Genomic DNA, 25,755 nt, shown 5'->3' with positions numbered 1-25,755 from the left:
CGACGAACACCCTTGCTGTTCAGCTAACGGTTCCCGCTATCAGGGTCCGTAGGGGACTTTCACCCCCAAGTCATCCGGCCAACCACCACGGCGGACCGGATAGCGCCTAATTGGCGCTGCGCGCCATGCCTGGCGCACCATGAAAAAGCCCCTCCAGCAAAACTGCCAGAGGGGCTTTGAAAGCGGCTGAGCCGCAATCGCTACATCAAGCCTTGTTCAGCGAAGCTCGTGCAGTCCGTGCCTGCCACGATGATGTGATCAAGCACTTTCACGTCGAGCAACCCAAGGACCTCCTGGATGCGCTTAGTGATCTGACGATCTGCATGACTCGGCTCAATCGAACCCGAAGGGTGGTTGTGCGTGAGGATCACAGCCCCAGCATTCACCTCAAGAGCCCTGCGAGCTATCTCACGCGGATAGACCGAGGCACTGTTAAGCGTGCCCTGGAACAGCTCCTCATGCTGGATCAGCCGATGCTGGGAATCCAGCCAGCTAACCGAGAAGACCTCATAGGGTACTGTGGCATAGCGAATCGTCAGGTAGTCCAGGGTGATGTTCGGCCGATTGAAAACGGCGTTAAAGTCCTGGTACTTGCCATAAAACCGCTTTTCGATGATCCGCAAAGCCTCTGCTATCACAGCGTCCTCTTCCTTCTTGCGCTGGCCAGGGTCCACTGCAAGCCCCTTTCCAGGGAAGGCATAGACCTCAGCCGGCTCGGATACTGCGAACAGATCCATCTGGTTCGTGCGCTTCATCACATTCTCCTCTCTCTCATACCCGTTGCCGGGCCTCACCCAGAGATAGGGAGATCACTGACGTGGCCGCTCTTCATGTCACCACCCGCCCTATCTCCCCACGAGACCTGCATTCCGCAGGAATGAGAGAGGAGATGGATCATGAGCAAGAGCAAGCGTGCGATCGACGGCATTCGGGAAGCACTCATCCAGGGCCTGAAGGAAGGCACCGCCCCCTGGCAGAAACCCTGGAAGCCCGGTGACACGGATGTGAGCCAGCCCTACAACGCCTCTTCAGGCCGCGTGTATACGGGTTGGTCGAACATCGTGAGCCTCTGGGTCGCAGCAGATCGATTCGGCTACACGAGCCCTGCCTGGGTCACCTTCAAGCAAGCGAAGGATCTCGGCACACACCCTCGCAAGGGGGAAAAGGGCACTCCGGTGGAATTCTGGAAGTTCCACAAGAAGCGCGAGAAGGACGAGAACGGCAAAATCGAGGAGAAGGTCATCCCGGTGAACCGTATCTTCTACGTCTTCAACGAGCAGCAGCTGGCTGACCCGCTGACGGAGGCTGCCAAGCCCCCCGTCATTGAGGCCCAACCAGAGCCCGTGCAGTTCGTTGCGCGGCTGATTGAGGCCTCAGGGGTAGCTCTGACCTGGGGAGGCGACAAGGCCTACTACCGGCCCTCTACGGACGGCATCCGCCTGCCTCGCCCTGAGCAGTTCCATGAAGTCAGCGAAATTGCGGCGACTGGGCTGCATGAGCTGATTCATGCGACTGGCGCTGCCAACCGCTTGAACCGCGACAAGAGCGATCGCGCTCGAGAGGAGGTGGTGGCGGAAGCTGGCGCCTGGCTTGCTGCTATGCGTTTCGGCCTGCCTGCCACCCCGGAAAACTCCGCGTCCTACCTCACCGGCTGGGCCTCACGGCTCACTGGCGATCAGGCGAAGGAGCTGGACCGTGCTCTGTCTGATGCACAGAAGGCGGTCACCTTCATTGAACAGCTCGCACAAGAGTGCGGGATGCTTGATGAAGCCCCGGAGTCACCAGCCGCTACTGCGGTTGCGTGATAGCAACACCCATTCAACAGCCTTCCCCCCCGGGAAGGCTTTTTTTCTGGGCGGCAGTTTTCCCTGGCGCTATGTATGTATTATATGTACAGTACATACATACAATACATACACCGGGAGAGAGAGGCATGACGATCAAGCCTGAGATCCAACAGCGCATTGTAGCGGCCGCGGAAGAGCTGGTAGCGGAAGGCGTGGACAAGCCCACCAATGAGCAGGTCCGGGAGCGCCTGGGCGGCGGCTCCCTATCCCATATCTCGCCGGTCATGCGGGAGTGGAGGGAGAGCCAGATGGTCACGGCCGTCGCCATCCGGGACATGCCCAAGGAGATTCGCACGGTCCTCGAGCGCGTTGGTGCCGAGCTGTGGCGCAGCGCCAGCCAGCTGGCGGATGAGGATGTTGAGAGGATTCGCGCCCAGTCGAATGAGCAGCTGAAGGCCGCTCATGACGAGCGCGATGAAGCCCTCAGGGAAATCGAGCGGCTTGAGGCTCGCATCACGTCCATGCGGGAGGACCACGAACATGATAAGGCGCAAATTGCACGGCTGACGGAAGACAACCAGACCCTGGCCACCGAAACGGCTACCGCCAAGCAACGCGCCGAGGACGCCATGGAGCGTGTCAACGATCTCCATGGCCAGCTGAGCCGGCAAAGCGAACAGCTGGAGACAGCTCGGGGCCAGGTACAGCAGTTGCAGTCGGCCGTGGATCAGCTGCGCGAGGACAAGGCCTCGATCGGCAACCAGTTGGCCACCGTCGAGAGTGACCTCAAGAGCACCACCAGAGAGCTTGAAGCCGCCCATCAACGGGAATCACGCCTCCAGCAGACCCTGGAAGAGGTCAGCCAGGAGCTGTCCTCGCTCCAGCAGGAGCAGGCCAGCCTGCGCTCGGAGCAAGCCTCGACCGCCAAGCGGAACGACGAGCTGAAGGAAGAGAGCGCCAGCCTACGAAGCACCATCGACCAACTCAGGGCCTCGGCCAGTGAGGCAAACGCCGAGCTGAAGACCGCCCGGGAGCAGATCGAGGAGCTGAAGGGGATCAGGCAAGAGCTGGCCGATACGCGGACAGAACTCGCGGTCTCGCACGCCCGTGAAGAGGCGTTGCGTGGCCAGTTAGACCAGCGCCCCGATGCGTCACAACCGACACGGGGCGATAAATCCTAAGCACGGAGGAACCATGACGTTCAAAGCCCCCATCACGATTGCCAGTGCTGTGCTGGCGCTCTCTCCCACCCTGGCGCCAGCCGACATGATCCTGGGTAGCTGGAATGTGCGCCAACTCGGCTGGGACAACGGCAAGGAAGTCGAGAAGGTCGCCCATGTCGCCCAGTCGATGGACCTCATCGCCTTGCAGGAGCTGATGGACGAGAGCGCCCTCGAGGAGCTGGTCGCCCACCTCGAGTCGACAACCGGCGAAGCCTGGGGAGCCATGGCCAGCCATTCCCTTGGCGAGGGGGAGCGTTACCGGGAGCACTACGGCTTTGTCTGGCGCTTGTCGGAGGTGGAGTACGCTGAGGGGGCAGTGGTGTTCCTGGATCATGATGACGTGTTCGCCCGTGAGCCCTACTCAGCCATGTTCCGCGATCGCGAGACGGGGCAGGAGCTGGCGCTGGCCAACCTGCATGTCATCTATGGGGATAGCGTCAGCGAACGTGCGCGGGAGGTGGAGGCCTTGGCCGACTACTGGGGATGGCTGGAGGAGGTCTACCCAGACACGCCGCGAGTCCTGGCCGGCGACTTCAACCTGGAACCGGAGCACGAGGCCTGGGGGCCTCTGCGATCTGCTGGCGCCTCTCCCGCGCTGAATCGTGTGGCGACCACGCTGGCGCATGAGACCGGCGTGTACCGGCACCTCTACGACAACTTCTGGCTCAACCCGAACGAACTCTCCATCAGCGATACTGGTGTGATCCCGTTTCCCACCTTGCTGGGCATGAACCACGAGGAGGCTCGGTCCAGGGTCTCCGACCACGCGCCGATTTTCCTGGCCACCGATGGCGCTGAGATTCAGCTCTATGCCTGGCCTGGCACTGACGCCACACCGAGCGAAGACGTGGCGCCGTCCGACCTGAGCTGCATAGACCTCAACGAGAGCCCGGAGGGTGCCCTGGAGGGGCTGCCCCACATCGGTCCTGCCCGGGCCGAGCTTGTCGCCGAGGGACGCCCCTGGGGCTCTGTGGCGGCGCTGAAGGATATAGATGGCCTTGGGCCTGTTCGTGTCGCCGACATCCGCGAGAGCGGTCTCCTGTGCCCGCTGAGCGTGGCTGGCTGACAGTGGGCGCCCTACCTCCCCTCGAGACCTGCATCCGGCAGGAATGAGAGAGGAGATGGATCATGAGCGCACACGACGACATCCTGGATAGGCTGTGGGCGGCACGTCCGAAGGTCTACACCGCAATCTGCAAAGACATGGCCGGGGAGTGGGACTTGCGCATTGAGTATGTGCAAGTCACGCCTCAGGCCGATCGCGAGGTAGAGCACCAAATGGCTATCCAGAAAGCCAAGGAGTCCTGCGCGGGGGCATGGGAGCGTGGCGTGGAGTACGCGCCCTGCATGTCGACGCCAGACACCAGCGCCATCGCCTGCATAGGCTTGTTCGAGGGAGGTGTCGAGCCGGCTATGCTCGATGAGGCCTACTTCGACTGTTCTGCATAACGCGCATCTCGACTGCGTGCTTCACTGGGATGGGAGGTGATCCTGGCCGGACACCCCCCACCCCACCTTCCCTCAGGCACCGGCCTGCCGCCTTGTGTCATCCCCTTCCCTACCTCCTCACGAGACCTGCAATCCCGCAGGAATGAGAGGAGAAAGCACCATGACGATGAAGACAGCCACCCTCACTGACGCCCAGTGGGCTGACATCATGCAGCTGGTTGGCCGCGGCGAATCGGATCTCGCCGAGTACGTTCCCCACCATGCCAGCAAGGATGGGTACTCGCCCGAAGAGATCGATGACCTGGAGAGGTTGCTCAAGGGTGATGCCTCAGCGGCGCTGTCCAAGCAGCTGGCTGACGACACAGATGCTTCCAGTGAGGCGCCAGCGACCCGGACCTACACCGCCTTCTGTCAGGAGAGCAATGGCACCGGAACGGTCTGGATCAGCTCCATCGAGGTTGATGCTCAGGAGGACCGCGACAAGGAGCTGGTGGCAGCTGAGGAGCAGGCGAGGTACGAATGCGCCCGTGACTGGGACCGTTTGACCGACCCTGACGATGAAGACTCACCGCTCGATATAAGCGGCATAGTCTGCATGGGCCTTGCCGATGGCGAGGTTAGCATTGCGATGTGGGATGACTCTCACTTCGAGTAGTTTGCTTCAAGGGCACCATCCGAGGATGGTGCCCTTTCCCTTCCCGGGGCGGTCAGGAGCCTCGGCAAGCGTCACCCCCACCCCTACCCCCTCTCGAGACCTGCAATCCCGCAGGAATGAGAGGAGAAGCCCAATGAAGACCATCAATGCAGTCCGCCACCATGACGCCGACGCTGGCCAGGCATGGCTGGAAGTGCCGAAGCCCATCGTGAAAGGCCTGGGGATCGACAATGCTATCTCGCGCAAGTGCTTTGTCGATGCCACCAGCGTCTACCTCACGGAGCCCGTGGCCTCCCGCCTTGTGCAGCTGGCGCTGGAGGACAAGCAGGTTGAGGTGGTGATCACCGAGCAGCCGGCCTCACAGGAGACCATGGTTCAAGAGCTGAGCGGCTATACGCCTGCTCGCCTCGGAGACCAAGTGACCCTACTCGAGGACCGCCTGATCGACCTGCCTCGGATCAACGACCTGGGGGGCGAGGAGATCCTGAAGATTGCCTCGCAACTGCAAGACCGGGCGCAACGATACTGCAACGTCATGCTGCCTGAACACGAGTGGGTCTCTGACCTGCTGCAATTCAAGGATGGCCTGAATGAGGTGGTGGCGTTGTGCCAGTGTCCGGCTCACACCTCCACGGTCGGCATGATGACGGAGGTGCGCCATGGCAACAGCGAGGGGTACGTCTGCACGGCATACCTGACCCGAGCCTTGTCAAAGGCTGGCATGGTGGCCGTTCCCTTGATGAACGCCAAGTTCTGGAGCTGGGAGCAAGCCGACCAGCTCTCGAGGAAGATCCAGGAGTGGTACTGCTGGTGAGCTGCCGGATCGGCATGATCCACATAGACGAACGGGCCTGTGGCCCTCTGGAGGAAAGCATGTCCAGCATCACGTTTGTGACGGATCAACGACCCGGTGAGCCTGATCTCCTGTCGGGACATCAGCTCGAGGCGTTGACCATCATGGATCTTGATCGCAGCAAGGTGCTGCTGCGCGTCCTACCGTCTGGCCCATGGACCCATGAGGCCTTGGTCGAGACGGGGGATGGCATCGCACAGATGCTGCCCCAGGAAGTCGAGAATGGCGTTGAGGCCTTTCTCGGCTCCCAGTGGGTAGGCAGCACTGAAGTGTGACCTACCGGATCGCTCGATCCTTTCTCAAGCCCCTCCTCTTCTGAGGCTGGGGCTTTTTCATATCTCAGCCGGCCTGCTCACTACCGGCTCGCCAGAGCGCCCAGATCCGCTGGAAGACCTCCCCATAGCCGAGATCATCGGGATAGGCGCGATGGCTCGCCACCCACAGGAATACCACGCCGCACGCACTGGCCAGCTCGTCATCCATTCCCCAGAGGGTGGTGAGGTCAAAGCCCCCGTTCTCCGCGGCGTTGTACCACGCCAACAGGAAGTCGGCGCAGCGCCGGGATTGCCCGGTATCGCTCAAGGCGACGGCGACAAGCCTCTCGAGTGCCTGCGTCGTGATGTCATCCATCCTCACTGAGGTCATGCCTGTCCCCCTCTCCGGTTGGTGGTGCTGGCGCCAGCCAAGCACGGTGCTTGCAAAGCCTCGCCCGCAGCACCATAGAGAATAGTGTCCGAAGGCGCGGTATGGCCACGGGCGATCGCAACCACGAAAGGAGCCACAGGATGAGCATTGATGCGCTGGCGCGGGCCGTGACGGCTCTCGACAACCATGAGATATACAACCCCGACGACGAACTGAACCTCCTCGACAGCGAGTTCGTGAGCGTCACCGATGAAGCCACTGGCGACCTGCTCGAGCAGATCGAGCAGCTGGGCGGCGAGGTGCTGTTCGGCCCGGATGGTGGCCCCAACCGGAGGGCTATCACGGCGCTGCGCAAGCGGGGCCTCGAGGTGTCGGAAGCCGGCTCACCCTACCCGGATAACCCCTATGAGACGTGTGTGGTGATCAAGATCCGGGAGGGCGAGATCCCGCTCACCAGCGAGCAGCTGGGGTGACCGGCCGACCACCCCTAGTATCATATTTGAATCAAAGACTTACATGACAATGTAGGAAGGTCTGGAAACGGCATCCTAAGCTACCGGACCTCCTCCTGCCGGGCTTACTGCTTGGATAAGCGCAACCCTCGGCCATGAGAATGTTGAAAGCCCACTCTGGAGTTTTAGTACCCAGACTGCTCAGGAATTGACTGGCAGTAAAATATCAGTTACTGTGTCCCGTAGGCTGGGTGTACCACCCAGGTGCTCTTTAAACGTGTTGATATACCTCGATTGAGCTTGCAAGCGGGCCAACCTAGTTGGTCAACCCAGGGAGTAGTTCACCCAGGGTTCACTTGCCGCACAACGGTCCTGCTGCCCGGTGATCCAGTGACCAGGCGATCAGCAGTATTGTACGGCGGGAAGCTCCTCTGACAAGGAGCTGAACGGTGGTTTGCTGGAGCATCTACGCGTTCCTTATCGGCTCAATTGCTTGACGGCGGGGCAATTCCGCCCGATGAGATACGAGGTATTCCAAATGGATACTGCACGTTTAATCATGACTGTTGACCTGCTGAAGCAGGTGCGGTCGGGAATGCACGACGACGTAGATGCTCGCGTTACTGATAGACTGGATGAGGCAATTACGATTCTGGAGGAAACTCTGATAACCGATCCAAAGCCAGCAAGGGCGGGTGCCGCTCTAGCCAAGCTAGGTGAAGCGTTGAAGTATCTTCCAGTGATCAAGGCGCTCTTTGAGGACTTGATGTGACACAGCAAACCACCACTTTAACTCACCTTTAGTCTCTGCGAGGTATTTGCCCATGTCTTCTAATTTTGACACTAGTGGCTTAGACAAACTGAAAAAGAATATGGAAGAGTTTCAATCCAATAGCCAGGTGAAATTGGTAGACATGCTTTCACCAGCATTCATGGCTCAGTGCTCTACCTATTCCAGTTTTGAAGATATGCTTGACGCTAGCGGGTTTAAAGTAGAGTCGGCAGAGGATTTTGCGGCCATCCCTGACGAGGAATGGGATGCATTTGTTTCAAAAAATACTTCTTACTCTTCTTGGGAAGAAATGCAAAAAGGCGCCGCAAAGGATTATACAAAAAGACAACTCACCAAGGGTTTATAACCTCCCGAATTCACTTGGTATTTCGCTCATCTAATCTGCATATCCAATCCAGGCGATACTACTGGTCTCACTAAATGAACGTTGGTTACGCGATCAAACTATGCCGCCAGCAGCGTAAGCTAACTCAAGGGGAGTTAGCTAAGCGGGCTGGGGTGTCAATTTCCTATCTCTCGTTGCTTGAGCGGGGGGAGCGATCAGATCCTGGCCTATCCGCCTTGGAGAAAATAGCTAAAGGCCTGAATGTACCCATGACTCTGTTGCTCTTCCTTGCTGCCGATGAAGATGAGTTGAGTGGGTTTACTCCAGATCTGAAGGAAAAGCTCTCTGCGGCTGCTCTGAACCTGATGAGGGAGTCCGCGTGAGATCCATCTGCAAGCTAACTCCGACATACCCTCACAATGCCATCATTGACCCTCAACACCTCGCCCTTCTGCTGAATACACCGCTGGAGAGTCTGAAAGCAACTGCAAAGATTGCTTCCGGCTCGTATCGTCCTGTCCCTCAAACGAAGAGAGATGGCAGTCCTCGGATGACCTATGATGCTTATCCAGAACTGAAGCGAATACAGCACCAGATCGTCAAAAAAATTCTACGCAAGGTGCGTTTTCCGCGATACTTGCAAGGAGGAATTCGAGACACTGAGTTCCCCCGCGACCATGTATCAAACGCGGCGCTCCATACGGGGGCCTCGATCTTGGTGTTAGATGATATTGCGGACTTTTATCCTTCTCTCGAAAGCCAGTTGGTGTTCACGATCTGGCTCAGGTTCTTTGGTTTTTCTCCAGATGTTTCGGAATTACTTACGAAGTTGACGACACGCCACTGCGTCGTGCCGCAGGGGGCAAGGACGAGTAGTTATCTGGCCAACCTGGCATTCTGGGACAAGGAAGCAAAGCTGGTTGAGGACCTCGGAAACATGGGCCTGACATACTCCCGGTTCGTTGATGATGTGAGTTATTCGTCCCACCACCAAGTTTCAAACAGCACTATCGGCGAGGCCAGGGCAAAGGTGTACAGGATGCTGGCATCAAAGGGCTGTCGCCCTAAACGCTCCAAGAGTCAAGTCTGCCGAAAAGGACAAAAACTTAAAGTTACTGGGCTGGTTGCAGCTGGAAACTATCCAGCAGTTGGAAAGGCCGAACGAAAAAGAATTCGCTCGGCTGTCCATAACCTGGAGAAAGCTGTCGGCAGAGATGGAATGACTCCAGAAAATCTCAAAGCGTGGAACAGCGCCAAAGGGCGAGTTGGTATGCTATTCCGTTTGGAACACCTTGAGGCACGGAGTTTGTCTCAGCGTCTGGACACCCTTCTTTAAGCCTATAGGTTAGGAAAAGAATGCACGATTAATGACATCAGCTCCTCAGCGCGTCAAACGCGCCTCTTTACGGTGTCTCTCGGTTGATTATTCCTGGATGTACACTAGATCCAGCCCAAGATTTCCAATTCAGTGCTGAGTCAACATAAGTTCCAGTTTACGATCGCATGAAGACTGCAATATGCCAGTCTTGCGTATCAATTCCACTGGTTCCGGTTTTTCTGGCATCCTCCATTATGGAGGTGGACGGCCTGTATAGGCGTGAGCATTCAGCTTCTCAGGGCACTGTTAGGCACGTGCCTCGCCCCTATGGGTTTGCCTGGCTTTTCAGTAGAGCGCTGACATCGAACCAGTCGTGCTCGCGCAGCACCGCCGCGGCGCCAGCGGCTTTCCGGTTATCCCGGGGCAGCAGCAGCAGGCGATATGTCCCGTCCCAAGGCGGCGGTGCTGGGCACGTTGCGTGCGGAACCCCTGCCGCGGCCATGCGGTGCGTGAAGGCCTCGAGCATTGCCTGGTCCTCGGGCTCGCAGAACATGTCGTAGGCGTTGAGGATGTCCTGGGCGGCCTCGTGATTGATGCTGTACCTGGCCAGGGGGGCATTGATGCAGAACCTCGGGGCGTAGAAGCCAGCGAGATAACGGGCAGCGGCAAAATGGTGGGCGCCGCCCTGGTTGAGCAGGTGATAGCCGCGGTCGTGCCAGCTGAAGCTCTCCAGTGTCTCTCCCGCGCCAGGGGCTGCATTGAACCTCAGCTCGTGCCAGCCGAGCAGTTTCTCTATCCAGGCAGGGTCACTGTTGATGAGACCGCAGCATTCGCTGAGCGCGTAGGCGTCGAGGGTGGCCGAGGTGGTGAGACCGCCCTTACCGGATTCCAGGCTGGTGATCTCTCGTATCGAGCAGCTGAAGGCGTCGTGATATACCGTCGTGATGAGGCGGGAGGCTGGCGCGAGCGTAGCGCGGCGGCAGAGCATCCCTCGAGGACCGGGCTCCCAGTGTGCAATATCCCCACCGAAGCAGGGCGGCCAGTCTTGCCACCGGATGATCCCTTGGCCGCTGGCGCTTTCGGCCGGGAACGCTACTTGGCGGGCTTGTTCGTGAAACGCTTGAGCGTATTTCCAGGCTGCGGTGTCGACCCATCGGGCTTTGTGCAGCCAGCGGCCGAATGGCAGGGTCGCCGGCATGTACTGCTCTCTCCTGACTGTCCTGGGTAGCGTCAGCCACGGACCTATCCATGGGGCAACCCGATATGAATCATTGGAGCCCCAGGTAACCATGCCTCAGACCCACTCGACGTTGACGCGCCGCAGCTCGCCATCGATGACCACTGGTATCGGCATCACCGCCCTATTCTTGACTGGGATCGCGATGATGGCCCTGGTGGTAGAGCGCCAAGTCATGCAGGAGGTCGTGGGCCAGTTGGCAACCCAGGATGGGCGCCATGAGCTGGCGCTTGAGGTAGCACGCACCTCGCGCCAGCGGCGCCAGGGACTGATGGAACGCCCTTCGCTTCCCGCCAACACGGGGATGCTCTTCACCTACGACGAACAGCAGCCGGCGCAGAGTCGCTTCTGGATGTTCAAGACCCGTTTCCCCATCGACATCGCCTTTCTCGACAAGCGCGGGAGGGTGCTGTCGATGGAGACGATGCCGCCCTGCACCCGCCAGCGTGAGGATTGTCCTCGGTATCCGGCCGGCGTGCCTTTCTGGATGGCCCTGGAGCTGAATGCTGGCGCCTTCGACGCCATGGGGGTGGAGGTCGGCGACCGGCTGGAGGTCGACCTCTAGCCCGTCAGGCCTGCCCCTACCTCCTCTCGAGACCTGTCATCCGGCAGGAATGAGAGAGGAGATGGATCATGAGCACGTCTGTAATTTCGCACCCGACCCGTGGCAAGTGGGGCAAGTCGAGCTGGCGCGGTAACTGTTCGGGGCATGTCTACAAGGACATTTTCGAGCAGCTTCGCCCGGAGACCTTCTGCGACCCCATGGTGGGCAGTGGCACCTCAGTGGAGGTGGCCTCAGAGATGGGGATCGAGGCCTTTGGCCTGGATCTTCACTCGGGTTTCAACATCCTGCGGCACTCCATCCTGGATGCCACCGGGAAGCCGGTGGATCTCTGCCTGTCGCACCCGCCCTATCACGACATGATCGTGTACAGCGGGAACGTCTATCCCGGCGAGCACCCGGATGACCTGTCGCGCTGCGCTGATCCTGAGGAGTTCATGGACAAGCTCCAGCAGGCTCTGCTGAACCAGCGCGAGGCCGTGAACCATGGTGGCTTCTACGGGACGATCATTGGCGACCTGAGGCGGAATGGCCATTACTGGTCCTTCCAGGCTGATGCGATCGCCAGGATGCCTGCGGACGAGCTGAGGGCCGTGCTGATCAAGGCACAGCACAACGTCCAGAGTGCGTCACGGCAGTATGCGGGCATGCGGCTGCCCAGGGTGGCTCACGAGTACATCCTGCTGTGGCAGCGTCCTGATCGCAGCGTGGCACTGCTATCGACGCTCTCCAGCATCGCTCACAGCCAGCAGCGTCGGCTGCGAGGGTCATGGAAGGCCGTGGTACGCCAGGCGCTGGTGTCGCTGGGAGGTGAAGCTCCGCTGTCGCGCCTGTACGAGGCGGTAGCGGAGAATGCGCCGGACAAGCTGGCGGGTCGTCAGCATTGGCGCGAGAAGGTTCGCCAGACGCTCTACGTCAATGACTGGTTTGCGCCGGTCGAGCGAGGTGTGTGGCGAGTCGCTTGATTGCACTTCAGCCCCCATGGCATTGCCTGGGGGCTTTTCTCTGGGAGGCCTTGGCAACTAGGTTCCAAGGAGAGTTTTCATGGAAAATACCAAGGCCATAAGCCAGACCGGGAGGTATAACAGAGCCAGCCCATGTTTTTTCTTCCCGTTTAATATGATAATAGGCAAAGAAATAATGAACACTATGATGACTAGCGGAATTATTTTAGCGGATAGTTCACTCATAACTTCAGCGGCCACAATATCCCCCGTTCTGATTCTCCCTCGATGAAATGATTTTATCGAAATAGAAAGGGTGCGCCATGTCTGCACCAGCGATCGATCCCGGATGGGGCTGGCGCTACGCACGGCGTAGGGGCTGGTATCCTGAAAACCACGAACCGCCCACGAGGAGCCCGCTGATGGCAGTCGAGGAGAGCAATACCGTACCGCTGACAATCACCCTGCCGGCCGATGTCCATGCCGAGCTGGAGTATCTGACGAAGCTCCAGAAGCAGCATGGCGCCGCGATTCCATGGGGAACGGTTGAGGAGATGATGCAGGAGGTGGCGGTTGCCATCGCGGATGGCTCACGTCGACCTGGCGCTTGGGAGCGCCAGCTTTTGGACATGATAGGCCTGACACCGGAATGTGAAGAAGCCAGACACTATCGCGAGCAGTACGGTGAGCCGGCCGAATGATCGAGTGAACAGCAGCCATGTGTGGACGCTTCGCCCTCTACGATGACCCTCGCCAGGTGGCCGAGAGCTTCGGCTTCCCCCTGGCGTCCGGTGCAACATTCCCACCGGCCCGGTACAACATCCCCCCGGGCGGCCCCATCGTGGCGATCGCTGCCACGGAGGGCGACCCTGAAGTGACCACCCTCCAGTGGTCCTTCAAGCCCAGGTGGGCGCCAGAGGATGCGCCACGCACGCATGTAGCCAGGGCCGAGAGCCTGGCCTCGAGCCGGTTCTGGAAAGGCGCTTTCGCTCGCCACCGCTGCCTCGTGCCAGTGAACGGCTGGTTCGAGTGGCGGCACGAGGGAGAGCGCAAGCTCCCCTTCTACTTCCACGGGGCCTCGAGTGGCATGCTGCTTCTGGCGGGCGTCTTCACCAAGCGAGCTGATGGCGAGCTGGGGTGCGCGATCGTGACTCAGCCGGCTCAGGGCGTGGCGAAGCAGATTCATAGCCGCATGCCGGTCGTCGTGGCTGCTGGCGCTGATGCCTGGCTCGACCCCGAGGTGCAGGATCGCGACACGCTGAAACAGCAGCTCAAGCCTCTCCACCCGTCGCAGCTGGCGACCTATGAGGTCGGCCAGGAGGTCAATGATGCAACGGCCGATGGCCAGCACCTCCTGGCGCCGGCTGAGGGATGCGCGGGGTAGGAGTGGCTGACCGTCGTACTGCCCTGCCAGGAACGTCTCACCTCACGAATTTCCAACTGGTGCCTTCCCAGCTGTCACCTGCCGCCCTATCTTATGGGCGAGGCCGTTCGTAGAACGGTATGAGAGCGAGAAAATTGCTTTCGTAGACCTCATCGGTTTGGTTTTCAGGCTGCTTGGACAAGGCCCGCTGGCTTATTCGGCTATCACGCGAGGGCGCTTACGTCAGCTGTCCTGAAACCTCCATGAGGAATCCCTGTGGTTATGTTGCCCAGGGGAAGCTGTCACGCACAGCAAATCAGCAGCCCAAGCCATTTGAGCTGATCTGATTCCTAGCAGTACCCTTCAAGCCCCTTCTAGTTCGCTAGTTGGGGCTTTCTCACCTCTGGTCGCTGTGTCACCTACCGCCCTACCTCCCTTCAAGCCAGCTGAAGTGTCGGCTGGCGGATGATGTGGGAGGCCCCATGCAGCGACCCGGCCCCGTGATGGAGCCAACCAGAGAGCAGTTGGTCCGCCATTACCTGGACAACCCTCTCTCGCGGTCACTCGTCATCGGCGAGGCCAGCGAGTGCTTGTCTTGGCATCGCTCTCACCCCATGTACCCAAGTCGCGACAGCCTGGCGCGGTACTATGCCGCCGCTCAGGCCGTCCTGGTCGAGACCCAGGGCGCCTTCAACCGACTTGAGACACAACAGGCTCGGCGTGATCTGAATGCCGAGTATGCGAAGCGTCTGAGCTACGCCGGCCATATCAAGCAGCTGGCGCTAGACGCAATGAACACACGAACGGAGGTAGCGTCATGATTACCAGCATCGAATACACCAGCCGTCGCGACATCGAACGCCGGCAAGCCGCCGCGGATACGGTTGTGCTGTCCATCCATGGCGTCGATGAGCGGTCACCCCGCTTGGCCAGGGGATGGGGGGACGTGCTCTCGATGCAGTTCGATGATGTCGTGCCAGGGGAAGGCTTTGGCTGCGAGGAGCCGATGACCCGGGATGATGCGCGTCGGATCTCGGCCTGGATCGGCCATTGGGCGCAGGCCCGGCAGCCGGTGAAACTGCTGATCCACTGCAACGCAGGCGTCAGCCGTTCCGCCGCGGTCGCGCTGTGGGCGAGCCATGCGCTCCGTCGCCCTGCCCAAGGCGTGGAAGGTGATGGGCGGGATGCCAACCCGCACGTTCGCTCCCTGCTGTCCCAGGTAGCGGCATAACCCCCTCCTGCCTCCCGTTCGTCTGACGGTGGCCACCGGCCTGCATGGTGGCCACCGATTCCCGGCGCCAGCACTGTCATTGACCTCCCTACCTCCTCTCGAGACCTGCACCCCGCAGGAATGAGAGAGGAGATGGATGATGAAGCTGGAGCGGTTCTATACCTACGCGATGATCGGTGATTCTGTTGTGGGCTTCGCTGGGGCCTACACGGTGACGGTCACCTTGAAGCACGATTACGAGGCGACCCCTGAGGACCACATGCGTTGTGCCGAGGCCACCGAGCATTATGGGTTCGTCGCCATGCTGGAAGCCGAGGTGAGCGTGGCCATCAACGAGCACTCTATCCGCATCCCCGATGCTCGGACCAAGCAGCACGCGATCGGTATCAATGTCGGGCTGACGAGTAACCACCTTGATGCCCAGGCCGCCGTGCTGGCGCACCGAGCCCTGGAGAAGGCAAGAAGCATGGTCGGCCCAACGACTCGTGCCGCTTGATACCAGAAAGACCTTCAGAGCCCCCCCCATGGCGACATGTGGGGGCTTTTTCACGTTGGCGCCAAGGGTGGTGTCACACCCTCCCCTACCTCCTTTCGAGACCTGCATCCCGCAGGAATGAGAGAGGAGAACGATCATGGAACTCACGAAATTCGACAACTTTGCTATCTGCTCCGACACCGTTCAGGGCACCCAGGGGGACTTCACTGTGACGGTGCTCCTGGATCGCGACCCGGACGTAACCCCGGACCACTTCGACTGCCACAGCGAGACCGATAAACAGCGCTGGCGGGATGATGAATGGTTCTACGGTTTGCTCAGGGCAAAGGTGTCTGTCGACGTGGCCGGTCAATCCGTTCTGCTGGATGACTGCGCTGCGGTCCTTGGCGGCGTCGAGGTCAACATCGGCGACGATAACAGCCATCTGGATGAGCATGCTGAAGAGCTGGCGCGTGAAGCCTATGAGCGCGGTGTCTCTTTGGTCAATGCCATCAAGTCGGCTGCCTGACCCTGTTTCTCAGACCCCACTCGCTGGGGTCTTTTCCTTTCCTGGAGTGACGTGATGACCGTTGGCTTGCCGACCTTGCCTCTGATGCTACTCGGTCAACGCGCCCCCACCCTGTTAGATGCCCTCCTGTTTGAAGCCTGGTATCGGTTTGAACATGCCGTGATCACGAAGGCACTCCACCACAAGCAGGCATTAGGCCTCCCGTCCCACAGAGAGCGCAGGCTGCTCCAGAACCTCGAGGCAATGCCCAAGCTCGGCTACGTCGCCGAAATCCGCCTGAGGGGCCGGAGAGAGCGCCCTGTATGCCCATGGCTGCCTACCATGGCGACCTGTCTTGTGCCTCACCATGTCAGCATAGAGGTGGTCGCCTCGCTGGCGCGGGCTATTCAACACCCCATGGAGCCGCTAATCGACGCCTGGGAGGCCAGTGGAGCCACCCATGACCTCCTCGAGGGGGCCACGCTCTTCGACAATTACGGTCGAGCCGTCTCCCGACTGGGTTACGCGCCGCGCAGCCAGGCGCTGGTTCCTGTCGACTACGCGATCCCCCCTTTCCCGGCCTACCTTTGCCGGCAGCGTGCTGAGGCTTACCGGGAGCGCGCTGAAACTGCCCTGGCTGAGTCTCCCGGTATGGCCGCCAGCCTTCAGGAAGCCGCCGATAAGCTCCTCGAGGAGGCGTCCATCCAGGAATATCAAGGCAGCTGTTGCTGAGGCCTCCTGGCATCTCAGGCTTTCCCCTCCCCGTCCCTCGGTCACTCTGCGCCCTACCTCTTCTCGAGACCTGCATATCGCAGGAATGAGAGAGGAGATGGATCATGAGCAAGAGCACTGTGATTTACACCAAGATTGGTGAGCATCGTGGCAAGCAGCGTCTGTGGCTGGAAGGCAACCGGCTGGCGCGTACCGGGATCTCTCCTGGTCAGCGTTTCAACCTCGTCGCCGGTCGAAAAAGCCTGACCCTCCAGTTTGCGGCAGATGGCGCCTACAAGGTGTCTCGCCGGAAGCGTGGGGAGAACGAGCTGCCGGTGATCGACATCACCGCTGCCGAGCTGGCTGAGGCGCTGGGCAAGGTCGAGAGGGTTCGTGTCGTTGTGCGGGGCAACCGCATCGACATCACGATCCATCATCACGACCTCGCTGAGTCGGAGCGCATGGAGCGGCTGCTCAAGGCCCTCAGCAACGGGGAACCCTTGGAAATTGGCTCGATCGCGCATGGTGGTGGCGTGCTTGATCTGGCCATACACACGGGGCTGGCAGATGCCGGGGTGCCCTCTCGATTGGCTTTTGCCAATGAGCTGGAGGGTGCCTACCTGGATGCTTCACTGGCCAACAATCCCGTCTGGGATGAGGACAGTATCGCTATCCAGGGGCCAATGCAGGATGTGGAGTGGCATAAGCTACCCCCCGTCCATCTACTTTTGGCCGGTTTGCCCTGCACTGGGGCCAGTTTGTCGGGGCGTGCCAAGAATGGCCTGGCGCATGCGGAAGCACACGAGACGGCTGGTAGCCTTTTCGTCGCCTTCCTAAATGCCATCCAGACCCTTCGGCCGGCAGCCGTCCTGCTCGAGAACGTCCCGCCCTACCAGAACACTGTCAGCATGATGGTAATTCGCAATGTGCTGTCGGGGCTTGGCTACGAGGTGCAGGAGACGGTCCTCGATGGGCATGCCCTCGGTGCGTTGGAGCGGCGTGACAGGCTGTGCATGCTCGCGGTCAGCAAAGGGATTGAGGTTGACCTCGGGAAGCTGGAGCCGGTGCGTCAGCGTGAAGCCTCGCTTCAGGAAGTGCTTGAACCTCATGAAGCGGTCGCGTCACGGTACAAGGCCTACTCGTACCTGGCGGACAAGGAGGCGCGTGACCTGGCCTCAGGGAAAGGCTTTCGTCGGCAGCTGCTCGATGGAAGCGAGGATGGCCTCGGGACGATTGGGCGCGGCTACGCGAAGGCCCGATCTACTGAACCGTTCATCCGGCACCCGGATGACCCCGGCTTGTCCCGCCTCCTGACCAAGGCGGAACATGCTAGGGTCAAGACGATCCCGGAAGAGCTGGTACATGGTCTGCCGGAAACCGTCAGCCATGAGCTGCTGGGCCAATCAGTCGTGTTCACGGCATTCCGTGCCGTAGGCCGTCTGGTCGGCAACTGCTTGGCGAGCTTGAAACGCTCAGATGCCATAGCAGCCTGATCTACCCTTCAAGCCCCAGGCACATCCGTGCTTGGGGCTTTTTTCAGTTTCGCATGCGAAATCGAGCTGGCCCCTTGATCCCGCCACCCGCGAACGTGGCAGTCGCTCCCCTATCTCTCCATAACCGTCACACCTCGCCCTACCTCCTTGTGAGATCCGGGCAACCGGGAATGAGAGAGGAGACTGATCATGAGCAAGAGCAACAAGTACGAGATCGCTGATGTGAAGCGTATCGCCCAAGGGCGCTGGGGGGAGGTCTTCCAAGCCCTCTGTCCAGAGCTGGACGCAGCTCTCGAGCACCCTGGCACGCATATCGATTGCCCTGTCCATGGTGGGAAAGAGGACTTCCGGCTCGATCGCGACTTTCAGCTGCGTGGCACAGCGATCTGCACTTGCGGTAACTGGGATGGCTTCAGCCTGCTCAAGGAGCTGAAGGGCTGGAATCTCCCGGAGATCCTGGAGCAGGTGATGGGAGCACTCGGCGAGAAATCGGTTGAGCCGCTGGCGCCTACTGTGTCGCGGCCCGTGCCGCCTAAGCCCAAGCCCAAGCAGGACATCCGCCCCACGCTGCGTAAGCGCTGGACGGAAGCTCTGCCGCTGGACAAGGGGGAAGGCAGGTTTCTCCTGGGGAGCTACCTGCAATTCCGCGGCTTGCCCGTGAAGTCGATGCTCAGCGTGATGGAAAGCGAGGCGCGGCTTCACCCGAACCTCGCCTACATCGAGAAAGGCAAGGTGGTGGGGCACTATCCGGCCTTGCTGACGCTCGTGAGGGATGCCGATGGCCAGCCTGTGACCATGCACCGGACGTATCTCCACCGTTCGCAGAATGGTGTGGTGGAGAAGGCGCCCGTGGCGAAGGCCAAGAAGCTGTTTCCGGTCGTCAATGGCGGCGAGGTCGGTGGTGGTGCTATCCGGCTTGGCACTGCGGTCGGCGGTGTTCTCGGCATCGCTGAGGGCATTGAGACCGCCCTGGCTGTTCGGGCAGCGACAGGCATGCCGGTATGGCCCGTGTTGTCCGCGTCTCTGATGGGGGCTTTTGAGCCACCAGAAGGGGTCAAGGAGGTCGTGATCTGGGCTGATCGTGACCTGCCGGACAGGAAGGGTCGAAAGGCTGGGCAGGATGCGGCAAAAGCGCTTCAGGCTCGCCTGTGGGAGAAGGGGATTCAGGCGTCTATCCGAATCCCGGATGCACCCAGCTCCGGTCCTGACAAAAGCCTGGACTGGGCTGACGTGTACACCAGTGGCAACCTGGCGAGGTTTCCTCGCGTAGGTCAGGCCGCTTAACCTTCAAGCCCTCCTAACATCCTGTTGGGAGGGCTTTTTAATGTTCAGCCATAGGGACGGGATGCTTGTTAGCTGAATCAAGTGTTTCGTGGGGATGGAGCGTCGTTCAGTTAAATCATCGTTAACCTCCGCTCCCTGTTTGTTGCTTTCGGGACACTCTTCAGGGTGGCAAGCAATCCACCTGGAGGAGCGTCAGTGTTCAAGGCCATCAGCACGGGGTCGGCTGTCGCTTCCTTTGCCTTATTTCCATGATCAGCTTTTTTATTCTTGTCGATTATGTGCGCTGCGACTCGTGGTGAATGGGGCCTAGCGTATTCGTCTAGTTCCCATGCGCGGTACATCAGTTCTCCATGCGATACGTTTCAGTTTCTGCGTCCATTCATAGTTTTCTTTTGAAAGTCAGTTAGTTGCGTCACCTCCTTGGCTATCTGTCAGTCCCCCCCCTACCTCTCGTGAGACCCCGCTACCTGGGGGATGAGAGGAGAGCACGTTATGCACCGTAGCGACTCAATCGCCAGCATTGGCAGAGCGTTGGCTTCAGTCCAGGCAGAGCTGGGTGGGGTTGTCGCTTCGGATTCCAGCAATCCGATGTACGACAGCTGCTACGCCAGCCTCACTGCCATCATCGGCAGCGTCCGCAATGTCTTGAATCGGCACGAAATAGCGTTGGTTCAAGCGCCTGTTCCAGGCAATGTGGGGGCCGTGGTGATGGAAACCATGCTGATTCATGGTCCGAGTGGGGAGTTTATTGGCTCCTACTGCGAGATGCCAGTGGACACCCATGATAGCCATGGCGTGGCGTCTGCTCAGACGTATGCACGACGGTATGGGCTGCTGGCGCTTCTGGGCCTGGCTCAAGGGCCTGATGACGATGGTAATGCTGCCAGAAATGCTGCTGTGAACACCTCGGCAATGCTCCCCGGGAGCGATGCTGAAGCTGATTCTAAGCAGTCAAGAAACGGCCGTAGACTTGCCTCCCCTGAGGTGATTCTGGCCGAGATCGACAATGCAGATGCTGAGCGGCTGGCCGCAGCTGAATGCTGGGTCACTACCGCACAGCTGGATGCTCACCTGTCGGCACGGTTGAAAGGGGCGATCGCACAGCGGCGCCGCTTCCTCCAGCGACAGCAACACCAACCAGCATGACGATTCATAGCCCCCTTTCCTTCGTGGAATCGGGGCTTTCTCGCGTGCATTGAATTGACCCTAGGAGGCCCTGTGACCGGCAACGCGCACCGGCTTTTTGGTTTGGCGTTTGGCGTGACCGCAGGAGCGGCGATCAAGCCCCTGTATGGAGGGGGGGCGGCGCTTGCGGTGGCGGCGCTGGCGCTGCCCGGATCAACCGCACCGGACTGGATGGAGATTCGGCTCGGGCCGACCACGCTGATCCCACATAGAACCGTGACGCATTGGCTCCTCCCTTGGGCAGGGGGAGCGGTGGCCGCGTGGTTGTGGCTTGCAGAAACCCCTCTCCTGGCCGCGGCTCTCCTGGGGTTCGTCATCGGCGGTCTCTCGCATATCGCGGGGGATGCAGGAACCCCATCCGGGGTGCCCGTTTGGCACCCCGCTAAGCGTCACTCCTTGAATCTATGGGATGGCGGCACTTCGGAATTCTGGCCCGTGCTTGCCGCATGGGTACTTGCGGCAATTTCACTTCGGAGCTTCGTGCTATGAAACACCTACTGGCTGGCCATGTGCTGGCCCCCTTGTTCTTGGCGCTGCTGGCGCTGTCACCGGCCACGGAGGCGCAATCCGAGGCCGGCTCGAATCGTGCCTGCCTGGATTCCAACAACCCCAAGGAGTGCGGCTGGTTCTGGGGCCACCTGGATGACGATGAAGAAGAGAAGGAGGAAGAGCAGGAAAAACCTCCAGAGGTTATCGCTGAGCCTCGTGAGGAGACGAGCGAGGAGGACCGTGACTGTACCGACCCTGACGAGTGGGAGCCGTCATGCGGCTTCGTGGACCCTCAGGGGAGCTTCGACTTCCAGGCCAAGCAGCGTGACATGCTGCTGAATCAAGCCGTGATGAGCCCCAACAACCCAGAGACCGTGGAGCGGTTTCAGCGGTATATGCGCTGGGCGGTCGACCAGGCCATCACGATGTCTCGCATGTGGGAGTGGAACCAGATTCAGAACCAGGATCTGAACCCGCTGGTTCATAGCCCGGTGTCGTCCTTTGGACTGCGAGCGGCGTCTCGCGCTCAGGACGGCAAGCGGAACGCCGTCATGGAAGAGATTAACGACCAAGGCGGGTTCTTGGTCTGGTTTACCCGTTCAACCTGCCAGTTCTGCCATGACATGCAGCCGGTGATGAAGCAGCTCGGCCGGCGAACGGGACTCACCATCTATAACGCCCCCCTCGACAACGTGTGCATGTCGGACTTCACCGAGACCTGCGATACCACAGGGCGATCAGTCGAGGCAGCTGGCCACCTGGCCATCGAGGCAGTCCCGGATCTATGGCTTCACCTCCCCCAGGATGACCTGTGGTTCCGCGTGTCCAGTGGCGTTGAGGCAGCCCAGCGCATCACATCACGCATTGAGGTTTTCTTTGGCGCCATTCAGCGAGCAGCAGAGAAAGGCCTGAACGCCGTTAGTGACGGTGCTGGTCCGGCTGTCGATTTCAGCGTCCCCGACATGCTTGAACGGTCGTCCGGTGGTCTGGGCGCCGGCATTCCCCAAGGAGTTGAGTGATGATTCACCGCAAGAAGATAGCAACCATGGTGGCGACCTCCGTACTCACGGGAATGTCGCTCACCGCTACGATCGGACAGGCCGAGGCGAGCGCCCTGAATGATGCGTTCGATAGGCTTTCAAGTGCTGGCGGTGGTTTCAGCAGCAGCACGAGTGCCACAGCATTTGAAACTCGCACGAGACATGGATACTCCGCGGGCGGCATGACAATGCGCTTCTCGCAGAACCGTTACTCGCTGGTGAACCTCGATCCGCCGAGGCTCGAGGTCGGTTGTAACGGTATTGACGCCCATTTTGGCGGCTTCTCGTACATTGATAGCGAGCAGATCCAGCAAATGCTGGAACAGATCGCCCAAGGGGTTGTCGCCCTCTCCTTCCAGCTCGCTCTCAAGCAGCTCTGCCCTATATGCGGCGATGTCTTGGAGTTTGCTCAACGCATGGCTCAGGCCGCCGCAAAGCTGTCCCAGGATAGCTGTGAGGCGGCTCAGGCCATCGTAGATGGTTTCCCCGACTACACCGATGAACTGAGCAACCTCTGGTGTAGCTCGGTCGGCATGTTTGAAGGGGTAGAGAGCGACTGGCTGGCTGCCCAGCAGGACACCTGTGACACAAGTGGAGATGCGGGCGGCGAAATTTATGATCACCTGGAGGCCAATGAAGGCGACAAAGCCCTTGCGATGGACATTAACGGCAACCGTACTTGGTTGGGCCTTCAGGAGGCCGGTATCGCACCGGGCAAGGACGGCACAAACAACATGGGAGCAGAAAATAAAATATTTGCCGAGCTGTTGATGAGCTGGATTGGCACCGAAGTAAGAAACAAGAATAAAGATGGTGAAACTAATACGTATGCGCCAACCATAGAGACTGGTAGCGCAATGCTTGATGTTTTCCTCTGTGGCAGCGAACGGGCATCACCCTCGCAAATACAATACGCAGAGTTTATTAACGATTTCTGCGAGGACAAGGTATGGCAAGAGGGTAGCTCAGGCCAAAAGATGGAGATATACACTTGCCGCAACAGCGATCTTAGGAATTGCTGGTCACCTCAGAGGACGAAAGTGGAAGACATGTCCCTTGGGCAGGGGTTCCTCACTACGGTTGTGACGGAACTCGAGGGCGCAGTAGAGAATGTGGCCTCAGGTACTCCACTTTCCTCATCTCAAAAGGCGATCATCGCCGCGGCGCCGTTCCCCTTGTATCAGGCTGTCAATGTGGCTGCTACCTATCCTGAGATTGCCTACGACCTCGTTGTAGGTAATTCAATGATCTTGAGTTACATGATCTCCATTGAGTACATCCGCCATGCTGTTCAGGCCACGGCTAAAACTACCACTGTTTCCCAGCTGCCAGCTGACGTTCTTAAGGAGTTTAGGGATGCACAGAATGAGCTTGTGGCCCTTACCTCTGAGAAGGCACAGCAAATCAACCTGATGGCCGAGACTCAGGAAAATATCATGGCTCAAGTTGACCGTATCAATCGGTCAACGCTTCGCAACCTTCATGCCATGGGGCTCTCAGGCATGAACTTCGCCCGCGACATGGCACGGGAGGTGAACTGATGAGGTGGCTAGGAATAGGCCTTGCGGTTGTCGCTTTGGCCCTGCCGGGGGTGGCAATCGCCGAAACCATGACCCCGGGCGGTGGTGCCGATACCTGGACCTTCTATGGTTACGGTAATGGCTATGCCCTCGCTCAAATCCTCGAGGCGATCAAGCGAATGACGGACCCGGCATCTAACCCTGGGTTTCGTAACCTGACGCTTGTGCTGGCCATGGCTGGCTTCCTGGCGATGTGCTTCACCGGCATTCTTGCTGGCACATTGCAGAAGATTGCCATGTACTTCGCGGGTATGTTGCTGACGGTGTACATGCTTTTCAGCTTGAAAGTTGACATTTTCGTTGAAGATATGGTGTGGGATGGCACTGGAGCACCGCAGTTTACTCAGCGCATCGAAGGCGTCCCCGCTGCAATAGGCCTGCCTGCTGTGGTCATTTCAGAGATTGGGATGTGGGCGACAAGCAGCATTGAATCAAATTTTACAACGCCGAACTTCGCAAGCCTTAGGCTCTCTGAAGGTGCTCCAGTCGGCATGGCCGCCAGCATGCTGAATGACATGAAGAACATTCGCCTTACCGATCCCTATCTGCGGTCTAGTATTCAGAGCTTTTTGAACGACTGCGCCCTTCCCAATATCTTCAATGGGAGTATTTCGCCGGTCACCCTCATCACGTCCCAGAACGCCTGGAGTATCCTCGGCTCTAACTTGAACCCTGCTGTTTACACAGTGGTATATGACTCTTCAGACCCGAATGGTGGCATGGAGGCCTGTGACACGGCTTACACCAAGATCGATAACCGCTTGCAGACCGCAGCACCTTCACTACTGAACGGTATGGGGGAATCATCTCCCTTCTGGCTTCAGCAGGCCGCGGGCTCTACCGCGCTCTCTCAGGCCGCGCTGGAAGACTCCTTCCGCTGGGCTTCCGGTGGTAGCGTCGTCCAAGACGCGACCGGGCTTGCCACCCAGGCGGCGATCGCCGAAATGTACTCGGGCACTTACGAGTACGCGGCGATGGCGACCGGATCTAGCGAGCTAATCTCTGCCCTCAATATTGAGCAGGCTCGAAGGGCTCAGCAATCTGGCTGGTACAGCACCGCGATCTTGTTCCGTGACATGGCGGGCTATTTCTTTGCCATCTTGCAGGCATTTGTCATTGGACTGGCACCGATCGTCTTTGCCGCCATCTTGGTGCCGGGCCTCGGCCGAAAGATGGGCACCTCTTATGCCCAGGTCATGACGTGGCTCATTATGTGGTGGCCGGGCCTCGCGATCGTCAACTACATCATGATGCTGTATTTCCAGGGGCAAACAACCGGCTACCTGGCCGATGGGCTCACCATGGCCAACATGGGGGCTGTCAGCGAAATGTCCGACAAGATGGTGATGGCCTCGGGCTTCATGTCGACCCTCGTACCAGCCATCATGTGGGGCTTGGTATCCGGTAGCGGCTATGCCTTCACGTCTGTCCTGGACAGGGCTTCTGGGTCTCAGCACGCGGCAGCTGCTGCCGGCAGCATCTCTACTGGTGCGGCAACTGCCGGTCAGGTGAGCATGAACAACGCGAGCATGAATGCCCACCAAACTTCTCACCGCTATAGCTCTGGCAATGAGGTATCCGCTCATCATGTTGGTGTTGGTGCCTCCCAGGTGACCAACATGAGCGGCCAGGATATGAATGTGGGTCTTCGCGCTGCTGACTTCAGAGAAAGCATGTCCGCCTCCCAAGGCTATACAGAAGCGACCCAGAAAACTCAGGAGGCCAAGGAGGCGTTTACACAGCAAGCTCAGAGCATGATGACCGATACCTTTCGGGGGGCTACGCAGTATGCCGAAGATCAAGGGTATGTCAGAGATGGCAATATCGACTGGTCTCGCATGAGCCAAGACACACAGGGTCAGCGTTATATAGAAGAGCTTGCTGCTACGCGGTCGCTGATGGAGAACGCTGGTGTGTCCGAGAGAGATATGGCTGAGATAACTCACCGATCATCCACAACGGCTGCATTGGAAGGTGGCGCTCGTGTTCAAGGCGGCCTGAGCCTTGATACCTGCATATTCCGCCCTATCGTGACCGCCCATTCCGTTTGAACGTGACCGCCTATTCTGGATGATGGTGACCGCGCATTCCGTTTTATCGTGACCGATTTTGGGCAATTTTCCGGAATCGCTGGTCACGTTGCCGGAATCATC

General features: G+C 59.3%; 31 protein-coding genes. 28 read left to right on the top strand and 3 right to left on the bottom strand.

The genetic code is table 11. The features are described 5' to 3' along the window. Nucleotides 1-200 precede the first annotated feature (200 nt). On the bottom strand, nt 201-755 hold the full coding sequence (locus AC13CY_RS06380) for a JAB domain-containing protein (RefSeq protein WP_022524312.1): 555 nt from the start codon (nt 753-755) through the stop codon (nt 201-203). Between the two features lie 141 nt (nt 756-896). Here AC13CY_RS06380 and AC13CY_RS06375 point away from each other — a divergent pair, with 141 nt between their 5' ends. The 7 genes from AC13CY_RS06375 (at nt 897) to AC13CY_RS06345 (ending at nt 6,242) form a co-directional block, all read left to right on the top strand. Next, nucleotides 897-1,805, top strand: coding sequence for an ArdC family protein (locus AC13CY_RS06375; protein WP_022524314.1), 909 nt, complete (start codon nt 897-899; stop codon nt 1,803-1,805). Between the two features lie 128 nt (nt 1,806-1,933). Then, on the top strand, nt 1,934-2,968 hold the full coding sequence (locus tag AC13CY_RS06370; RefSeq protein WP_483052387.1) for a DNA-binding protein: 1,035 nt from the start codon (nt 1,934-1,936) through the stop codon (nt 2,966-2,968). Nucleotides 2,969-2,981: 13 nt separating this feature from the next. Next, nucleotides 2,982-4,076 carry an endonuclease/exonuclease/phosphatase family protein gene (locus AC13CY_RS06365; RefSeq protein ID WP_074211818.1) on the top strand — a complete coding sequence of 365 codons (1,095 nt, stop codon included), beginning with the start codon at nt 2,982-2,984 and terminating at the stop codon, nt 4,074-4,076. Between the two features lie 62 nt (nt 4,077-4,138). Further along, the gene (locus AC13CY_RS06360) at nt 4,139-4,459 is read left to right on the top strand and encodes a hypothetical protein (protein ID WP_074211819.1); all 321 of its coding nucleotides are present in this window, start codon (nt 4,139-4,141) and stop codon (nt 4,457-4,459) included. Between the two features lie 160 nt (nt 4,460-4,619). Beyond that, a complete protein-coding gene (locus tag AC13CY_RS06355) occupies nt 4,620-5,114 on the top strand; it encodes a hypothetical protein (protein ID WP_483052386.1) in 495 nt (164 codons plus the stop codon). 133 nt (nt 5,115-5,247) lie between these two features. Next, nucleotides 5,248-5,928: a hypothetical protein gene (locus AC13CY_RS06350; protein WP_179931232.1), complete on the top strand. Its 681-nt coding sequence runs from the start codon at nt 5,248-5,250 to the stop codon at nt 5,926-5,928. A 59-nt stretch (nt 5,929-5,987) separates the two neighbouring features. Next, nucleotides 5,988-6,242, top strand: coding sequence for a hypothetical protein (locus tag AC13CY_RS06345; protein WP_053857281.1), 255 nt, complete (start codon nt 5,988-5,990; stop codon nt 6,240-6,242). 64 nt (nt 6,243-6,306) lie between these two features. Here the strand turns inward: AC13CY_RS06345 and AC13CY_RS06340 are convergent, their stop codons facing one another. Further along, nucleotides 6,307-6,597 (bottom strand): DUF7673 family protein, encoded by a 291-nt coding sequence (locus AC13CY_RS06340; protein ID WP_082116949.1) that lies wholly within the window; start codon nt 6,595-6,597, stop codon nt 6,307-6,309. Nucleotides 6,598-6,752: 155 nt separating this feature from the next. Between AC13CY_RS06340 and AC13CY_RS06335 the strand changes: the two genes are divergently transcribed. The 5 genes from AC13CY_RS06335 (at nt 6,753) to AC13CY_RS06315 (ending at nt 9,518) form a co-directional block, all read left to right on the top strand. Further along, a complete protein-coding gene (locus tag AC13CY_RS06335) occupies nt 6,753-7,085 on the top strand; it encodes a hypothetical protein (protein ID WP_179931234.1) in 333 nt (110 codons plus the stop codon). 517 nt (nt 7,086-7,602) lie between these two features. After that, entirely contained in the window at nt 7,603-7,836 is a 234-nt protein-coding gene (locus AC13CY_RS06330; protein ID WP_179931235.1) for a hypothetical protein, read from the top strand. Nucleotides 7,837-7,888: 52 nt separating this feature from the next. Beyond that, nucleotides 7,889-8,203, top strand: coding sequence for a hypothetical protein (locus AC13CY_RS06325; protein ID WP_179931236.1), 315 nt, complete (start codon nt 7,889-7,891; stop codon nt 8,201-8,203). A 74-nt stretch (nt 8,204-8,277) separates the two neighbouring features. Further along, nucleotides 8,278-8,565: a helix-turn-helix domain-containing protein gene (locus tag AC13CY_RS06320; protein ID WP_179931237.1), complete on the top strand. Its 288-nt coding sequence runs from the start codon at nt 8,278-8,280 to the stop codon at nt 8,563-8,565. Beyond that, on the top strand, nt 8,562-9,518 hold the full coding sequence (locus AC13CY_RS06315; protein WP_179931238.1) for a reverse transcriptase family protein: 957 nt from the start codon (nt 8,562-8,564) through the stop codon (nt 9,516-9,518). Before AC13CY_RS06320 ends, AC13CY_RS06315 begins: the two co-directional genes overlap by 4 nt. A gap of 307 nt (nt 9,519-9,825) precedes the next feature. Here AC13CY_RS06315 and AC13CY_RS06310 read toward each other — a convergent pair whose 3' ends face one another. Then, nucleotides 9,826-10,698, bottom strand: coding sequence for a DUF6685 family protein (locus AC13CY_RS06310; RefSeq protein WP_022524132.1), 873 nt, complete (start codon nt 10,696-10,698; stop codon nt 9,826-9,828). Between the two features lie 91 nt (nt 10,699-10,789). On the opposite strand from AC13CY_RS06310, the gene AC13CY_RS06305 reads away from it, so the two are divergent. From AC13CY_RS06305 to AC13CY_RS06230, 16 genes are all read left to right on the top strand, one after another. Continuing rightward, nucleotides 10,790-11,302, top strand: a complete 513-nt coding sequence (locus AC13CY_RS06305; RefSeq protein WP_179931239.1) for a DUF192 domain-containing protein — start codon at nt 10,790-10,792, stop codon at nt 11,300-11,302. 68 nt (nt 11,303-11,370) lie between these two features. Next, entirely contained in the window at nt 11,371-12,264 is an 894-nt protein-coding gene (locus AC13CY_RS06300) for a TRM11 family methyltransferase (RefSeq protein WP_179931240.1), read from the top strand. Nucleotides 12,265-12,665: 401 nt separating this feature from the next. Further along, nucleotides 12,666-12,944: a hypothetical protein gene (locus AC13CY_RS06295; protein WP_179931241.1), complete on the top strand. Its 279-nt coding sequence runs from the start codon at nt 12,666-12,668 to the stop codon at nt 12,942-12,944. 17 nt (nt 12,945-12,961) lie between these two features. Continuing rightward, entirely contained in the window at nt 12,962-13,627 is a 666-nt protein-coding gene (locus AC13CY_RS06290; protein ID WP_179931242.1) for an SOS response-associated peptidase, read from the top strand. A 461-nt stretch (nt 13,628-14,088) separates the two neighbouring features. Then, entirely contained in the window at nt 14,089-14,427 is a 339-nt protein-coding gene (locus AC13CY_RS06285) for a hypothetical protein (RefSeq protein ID WP_179931243.1), read from the top strand. A gap of 65 nt (nt 14,428-14,492) precedes the next feature. Further along, nucleotides 14,493-14,837: a hypothetical protein gene (locus AC13CY_RS06280; protein ID WP_228219491.1), complete on the top strand. Its 345-nt coding sequence runs from the start codon at nt 14,493-14,495 to the stop codon at nt 14,835-14,837. A gap of 136 nt (nt 14,838-14,973) precedes the next feature. Further along, nucleotides 14,974-15,333: a hypothetical protein gene (locus tag AC13CY_RS06275; RefSeq protein ID WP_179931245.1), complete on the top strand. Its 360-nt coding sequence runs from the start codon at nt 14,974-14,976 to the stop codon at nt 15,331-15,333. 136 nt (nt 15,334-15,469) lie between these two features. Further along, complete coding sequence (locus AC13CY_RS06270) at nt 15,470-15,841, top strand: hypothetical protein (protein WP_022524141.1); 372 nt, start codon at nt 15,470-15,472, stop codon at nt 15,839-15,841. Nucleotides 15,842-16,162: 321 nt separating this feature from the next. Further along, the gene (locus AC13CY_RS06265) at nt 16,163-16,552 is read left to right on the top strand and encodes a hypothetical protein (protein WP_179931246.1); all 390 of its coding nucleotides are present in this window, start codon (nt 16,163-16,165) and stop codon (nt 16,550-16,552) included. Between the two features lie 104 nt (nt 16,553-16,656). Next, nucleotides 16,657-18,024, top strand: coding sequence for a DNA cytosine methyltransferase (locus AC13CY_RS06260; protein ID WP_179931247.1), 1,368 nt, complete (start codon nt 16,657-16,659; stop codon nt 18,022-18,024). Between the two features lie 189 nt (nt 18,025-18,213). After that, nucleotides 18,214-19,308, top strand: a complete 1,095-nt coding sequence (locus AC13CY_RS06255; RefSeq protein WP_179931248.1) for a DUF7146 domain-containing protein — start codon at nt 18,214-18,216, stop codon at nt 19,306-19,308. A 492-nt stretch (nt 19,309-19,800) separates the two neighbouring features. Next, nucleotides 19,801-20,454 carry an ERF family protein gene (locus tag AC13CY_RS06250; RefSeq protein WP_179931249.1) on the top strand — a complete coding sequence of 218 codons (654 nt, stop codon included), beginning with the start codon at nt 19,801-19,803 and terminating at the stop codon, nt 20,452-20,454. 72 nt (nt 20,455-20,526) lie between these two features. Then, a complete protein-coding gene (locus AC13CY_RS06245) occupies nt 20,527-20,982 on the top strand; it encodes a metal-dependent hydrolase (protein ID WP_022524148.1) in 456 nt (151 codons plus the stop codon). Beyond that, complete coding sequence (traF, locus tag AC13CY_RS06240) at nt 20,979-22,001, top strand: conjugal transfer protein TraF (RefSeq protein ID WP_022524149.1); 1,023 nt, start codon at nt 20,979-20,981, stop codon at nt 21,999-22,001. Before AC13CY_RS06245 ends, traF begins: the two co-directional genes overlap by 4 nt. Beyond that, nucleotides 22,001-23,563: a conjugal transfer protein TraH gene (locus AC13CY_RS06235; protein ID WP_022524150.1), complete on the top strand. Its 1,563-nt coding sequence runs from the start codon at nt 22,001-22,003 to the stop codon at nt 23,561-23,563. The genes traF and AC13CY_RS06235 overlap by 1 nt, the downstream gene beginning before the upstream one ends. Nucleotides 23,564-23,598: 35 nt before the next feature. After that, nucleotides 23,599-25,653: a conjugal transfer protein TraG N-terminal domain-containing protein gene (locus tag AC13CY_RS06230; protein WP_483052385.1), complete on the top strand. Its 2,055-nt coding sequence runs from the start codon at nt 23,599-23,601 to the stop codon at nt 25,651-25,653. The last annotated feature ends 102 nt before the right edge of the window (nt 25,654-25,755 follow it).

It is taken from the genome of Vreelandella sp. L-15, from assembly GCF_056857635.1.
The sequence above is the reverse complement of the archived record's forward strand: the minus strand, read 5'-3'. Positions and strand labels throughout refer to the sequence as shown.

Coding starts and splice junctions, on each gene's coding strand:
- AC13CY_RS06380 (WP_022524312.1), bottom strand. CDS start 755: ATGAAGCGCACGAACCAGATGGATCTGTTCGCAGTATCCGAGCCGGCT.
- AC13CY_RS06375 (WP_022524314.1), top strand. CDS start 897: ATGAGCAAGAGCAAGCGTGCGATCGACGGCATTCGGGAAGCACTCATC.
- AC13CY_RS06370 (WP_483052387.1), top strand. CDS start 1,934: ATGACGATCAAGCCTGAGATCCAACAGCGCATTGTAGCGGCCGCGGAA.
- AC13CY_RS06365 (WP_074211818.1), top strand. CDS start 2,982: ATGACGTTCAAAGCCCCCATCACGATTGCCAGTGCTGTGCTGGCGCTC.
- AC13CY_RS06360 (WP_074211819.1), top strand. CDS start 4,139: ATGAGCGCACACGACGACATCCTGGATAGGCTGTGGGCGGCACGTCCG.
- AC13CY_RS06355 (WP_483052386.1), top strand. CDS start 4,620: ATGACGATGAAGACAGCCACCCTCACTGACGCCCAGTGGGCTGACATC.
- AC13CY_RS06350 (WP_179931232.1), top strand. CDS start 5,248: ATGAAGACCATCAATGCAGTCCGCCACCATGACGCCGACGCTGGCCAG.
- AC13CY_RS06345 (WP_053857281.1), top strand. CDS start 5,988: ATGTCCAGCATCACGTTTGTGACGGATCAACGACCCGGTGAGCCTGAT.
- AC13CY_RS06340 (WP_082116949.1), bottom strand. CDS start 6,597: ATGGATGACATCACGACGCAGGCACTCGAGAGGCTTGTCGCCGTCGCC.
- AC13CY_RS06335 (WP_179931234.1), top strand. CDS start 6,753: ATGAGCATTGATGCGCTGGCGCGGGCCGTGACGGCTCTCGACAACCAT.
- AC13CY_RS06330 (WP_179931235.1), top strand. CDS start 7,603: ATGGATACTGCACGTTTAATCATGACTGTTGACCTGCTGAAGCAGGTG.
- AC13CY_RS06325 (WP_179931236.1), top strand. CDS start 7,889: ATGTCTTCTAATTTTGACACTAGTGGCTTAGACAAACTGAAAAAGAAT.
- AC13CY_RS06320 (WP_179931237.1), top strand. CDS start 8,278: ATGAACGTTGGTTACGCGATCAAACTATGCCGCCAGCAGCGTAAGCTA.
- AC13CY_RS06310 (WP_022524132.1), bottom strand. CDS start 10,698: ATGCCGGCGACCCTGCCATTCGGCCGCTGGCTGCACAAAGCCCGATGG.
- AC13CY_RS06305 (WP_179931239.1), top strand. CDS start 10,790: ATGCCTCAGACCCACTCGACGTTGACGCGCCGCAGCTCGCCATCGATG.
- AC13CY_RS06300 (WP_179931240.1), top strand. CDS start 11,371: ATGAGCACGTCTGTAATTTCGCACCCGACCCGTGGCAAGTGGGGCAAG.
- AC13CY_RS06295 (WP_179931241.1), top strand. CDS start 12,666: ATGGCAGTCGAGGAGAGCAATACCGTACCGCTGACAATCACCCTGCCG.
- AC13CY_RS06290 (WP_179931242.1), top strand. CDS start 12,962: ATGTGTGGACGCTTCGCCCTCTACGATGACCCTCGCCAGGTGGCCGAG.
- AC13CY_RS06285 (WP_179931243.1), top strand. CDS start 14,089: ATGCAGCGACCCGGCCCCGTGATGGAGCCAACCAGAGAGCAGTTGGTC.
- AC13CY_RS06275 (WP_179931245.1), top strand. CDS start 14,974: ATGATGAAGCTGGAGCGGTTCTATACCTACGCGATGATCGGTGATTCT.
- AC13CY_RS06270 (WP_022524141.1), top strand. CDS start 15,470: ATGGAACTCACGAAATTCGACAACTTTGCTATCTGCTCCGACACCGTT.
- AC13CY_RS06265 (WP_179931246.1), top strand. CDS start 16,163: ATGGCGACCTGTCTTGTGCCTCACCATGTCAGCATAGAGGTGGTCGCC.
- AC13CY_RS06260 (WP_179931247.1), top strand. CDS start 16,657: ATGAGCAAGAGCACTGTGATTTACACCAAGATTGGTGAGCATCGTGGC.
- AC13CY_RS06255 (WP_179931248.1), top strand. CDS start 18,214: ATGAGCAAGAGCAACAAGTACGAGATCGCTGATGTGAAGCGTATCGCC.
- AC13CY_RS06250 (WP_179931249.1), top strand. CDS start 19,801: ATGCACCGTAGCGACTCAATCGCCAGCATTGGCAGAGCGTTGGCTTCA.
- traF (WP_022524149.1), top strand. CDS start 20,979: ATGAAACACCTACTGGCTGGCCATGTGCTGGCCCCCTTGTTCTTGGCG.
- AC13CY_RS06235 (WP_022524150.1), top strand. CDS start 22,001: ATGATTCACCGCAAGAAGATAGCAACCATGGTGGCGACCTCCGTACTC.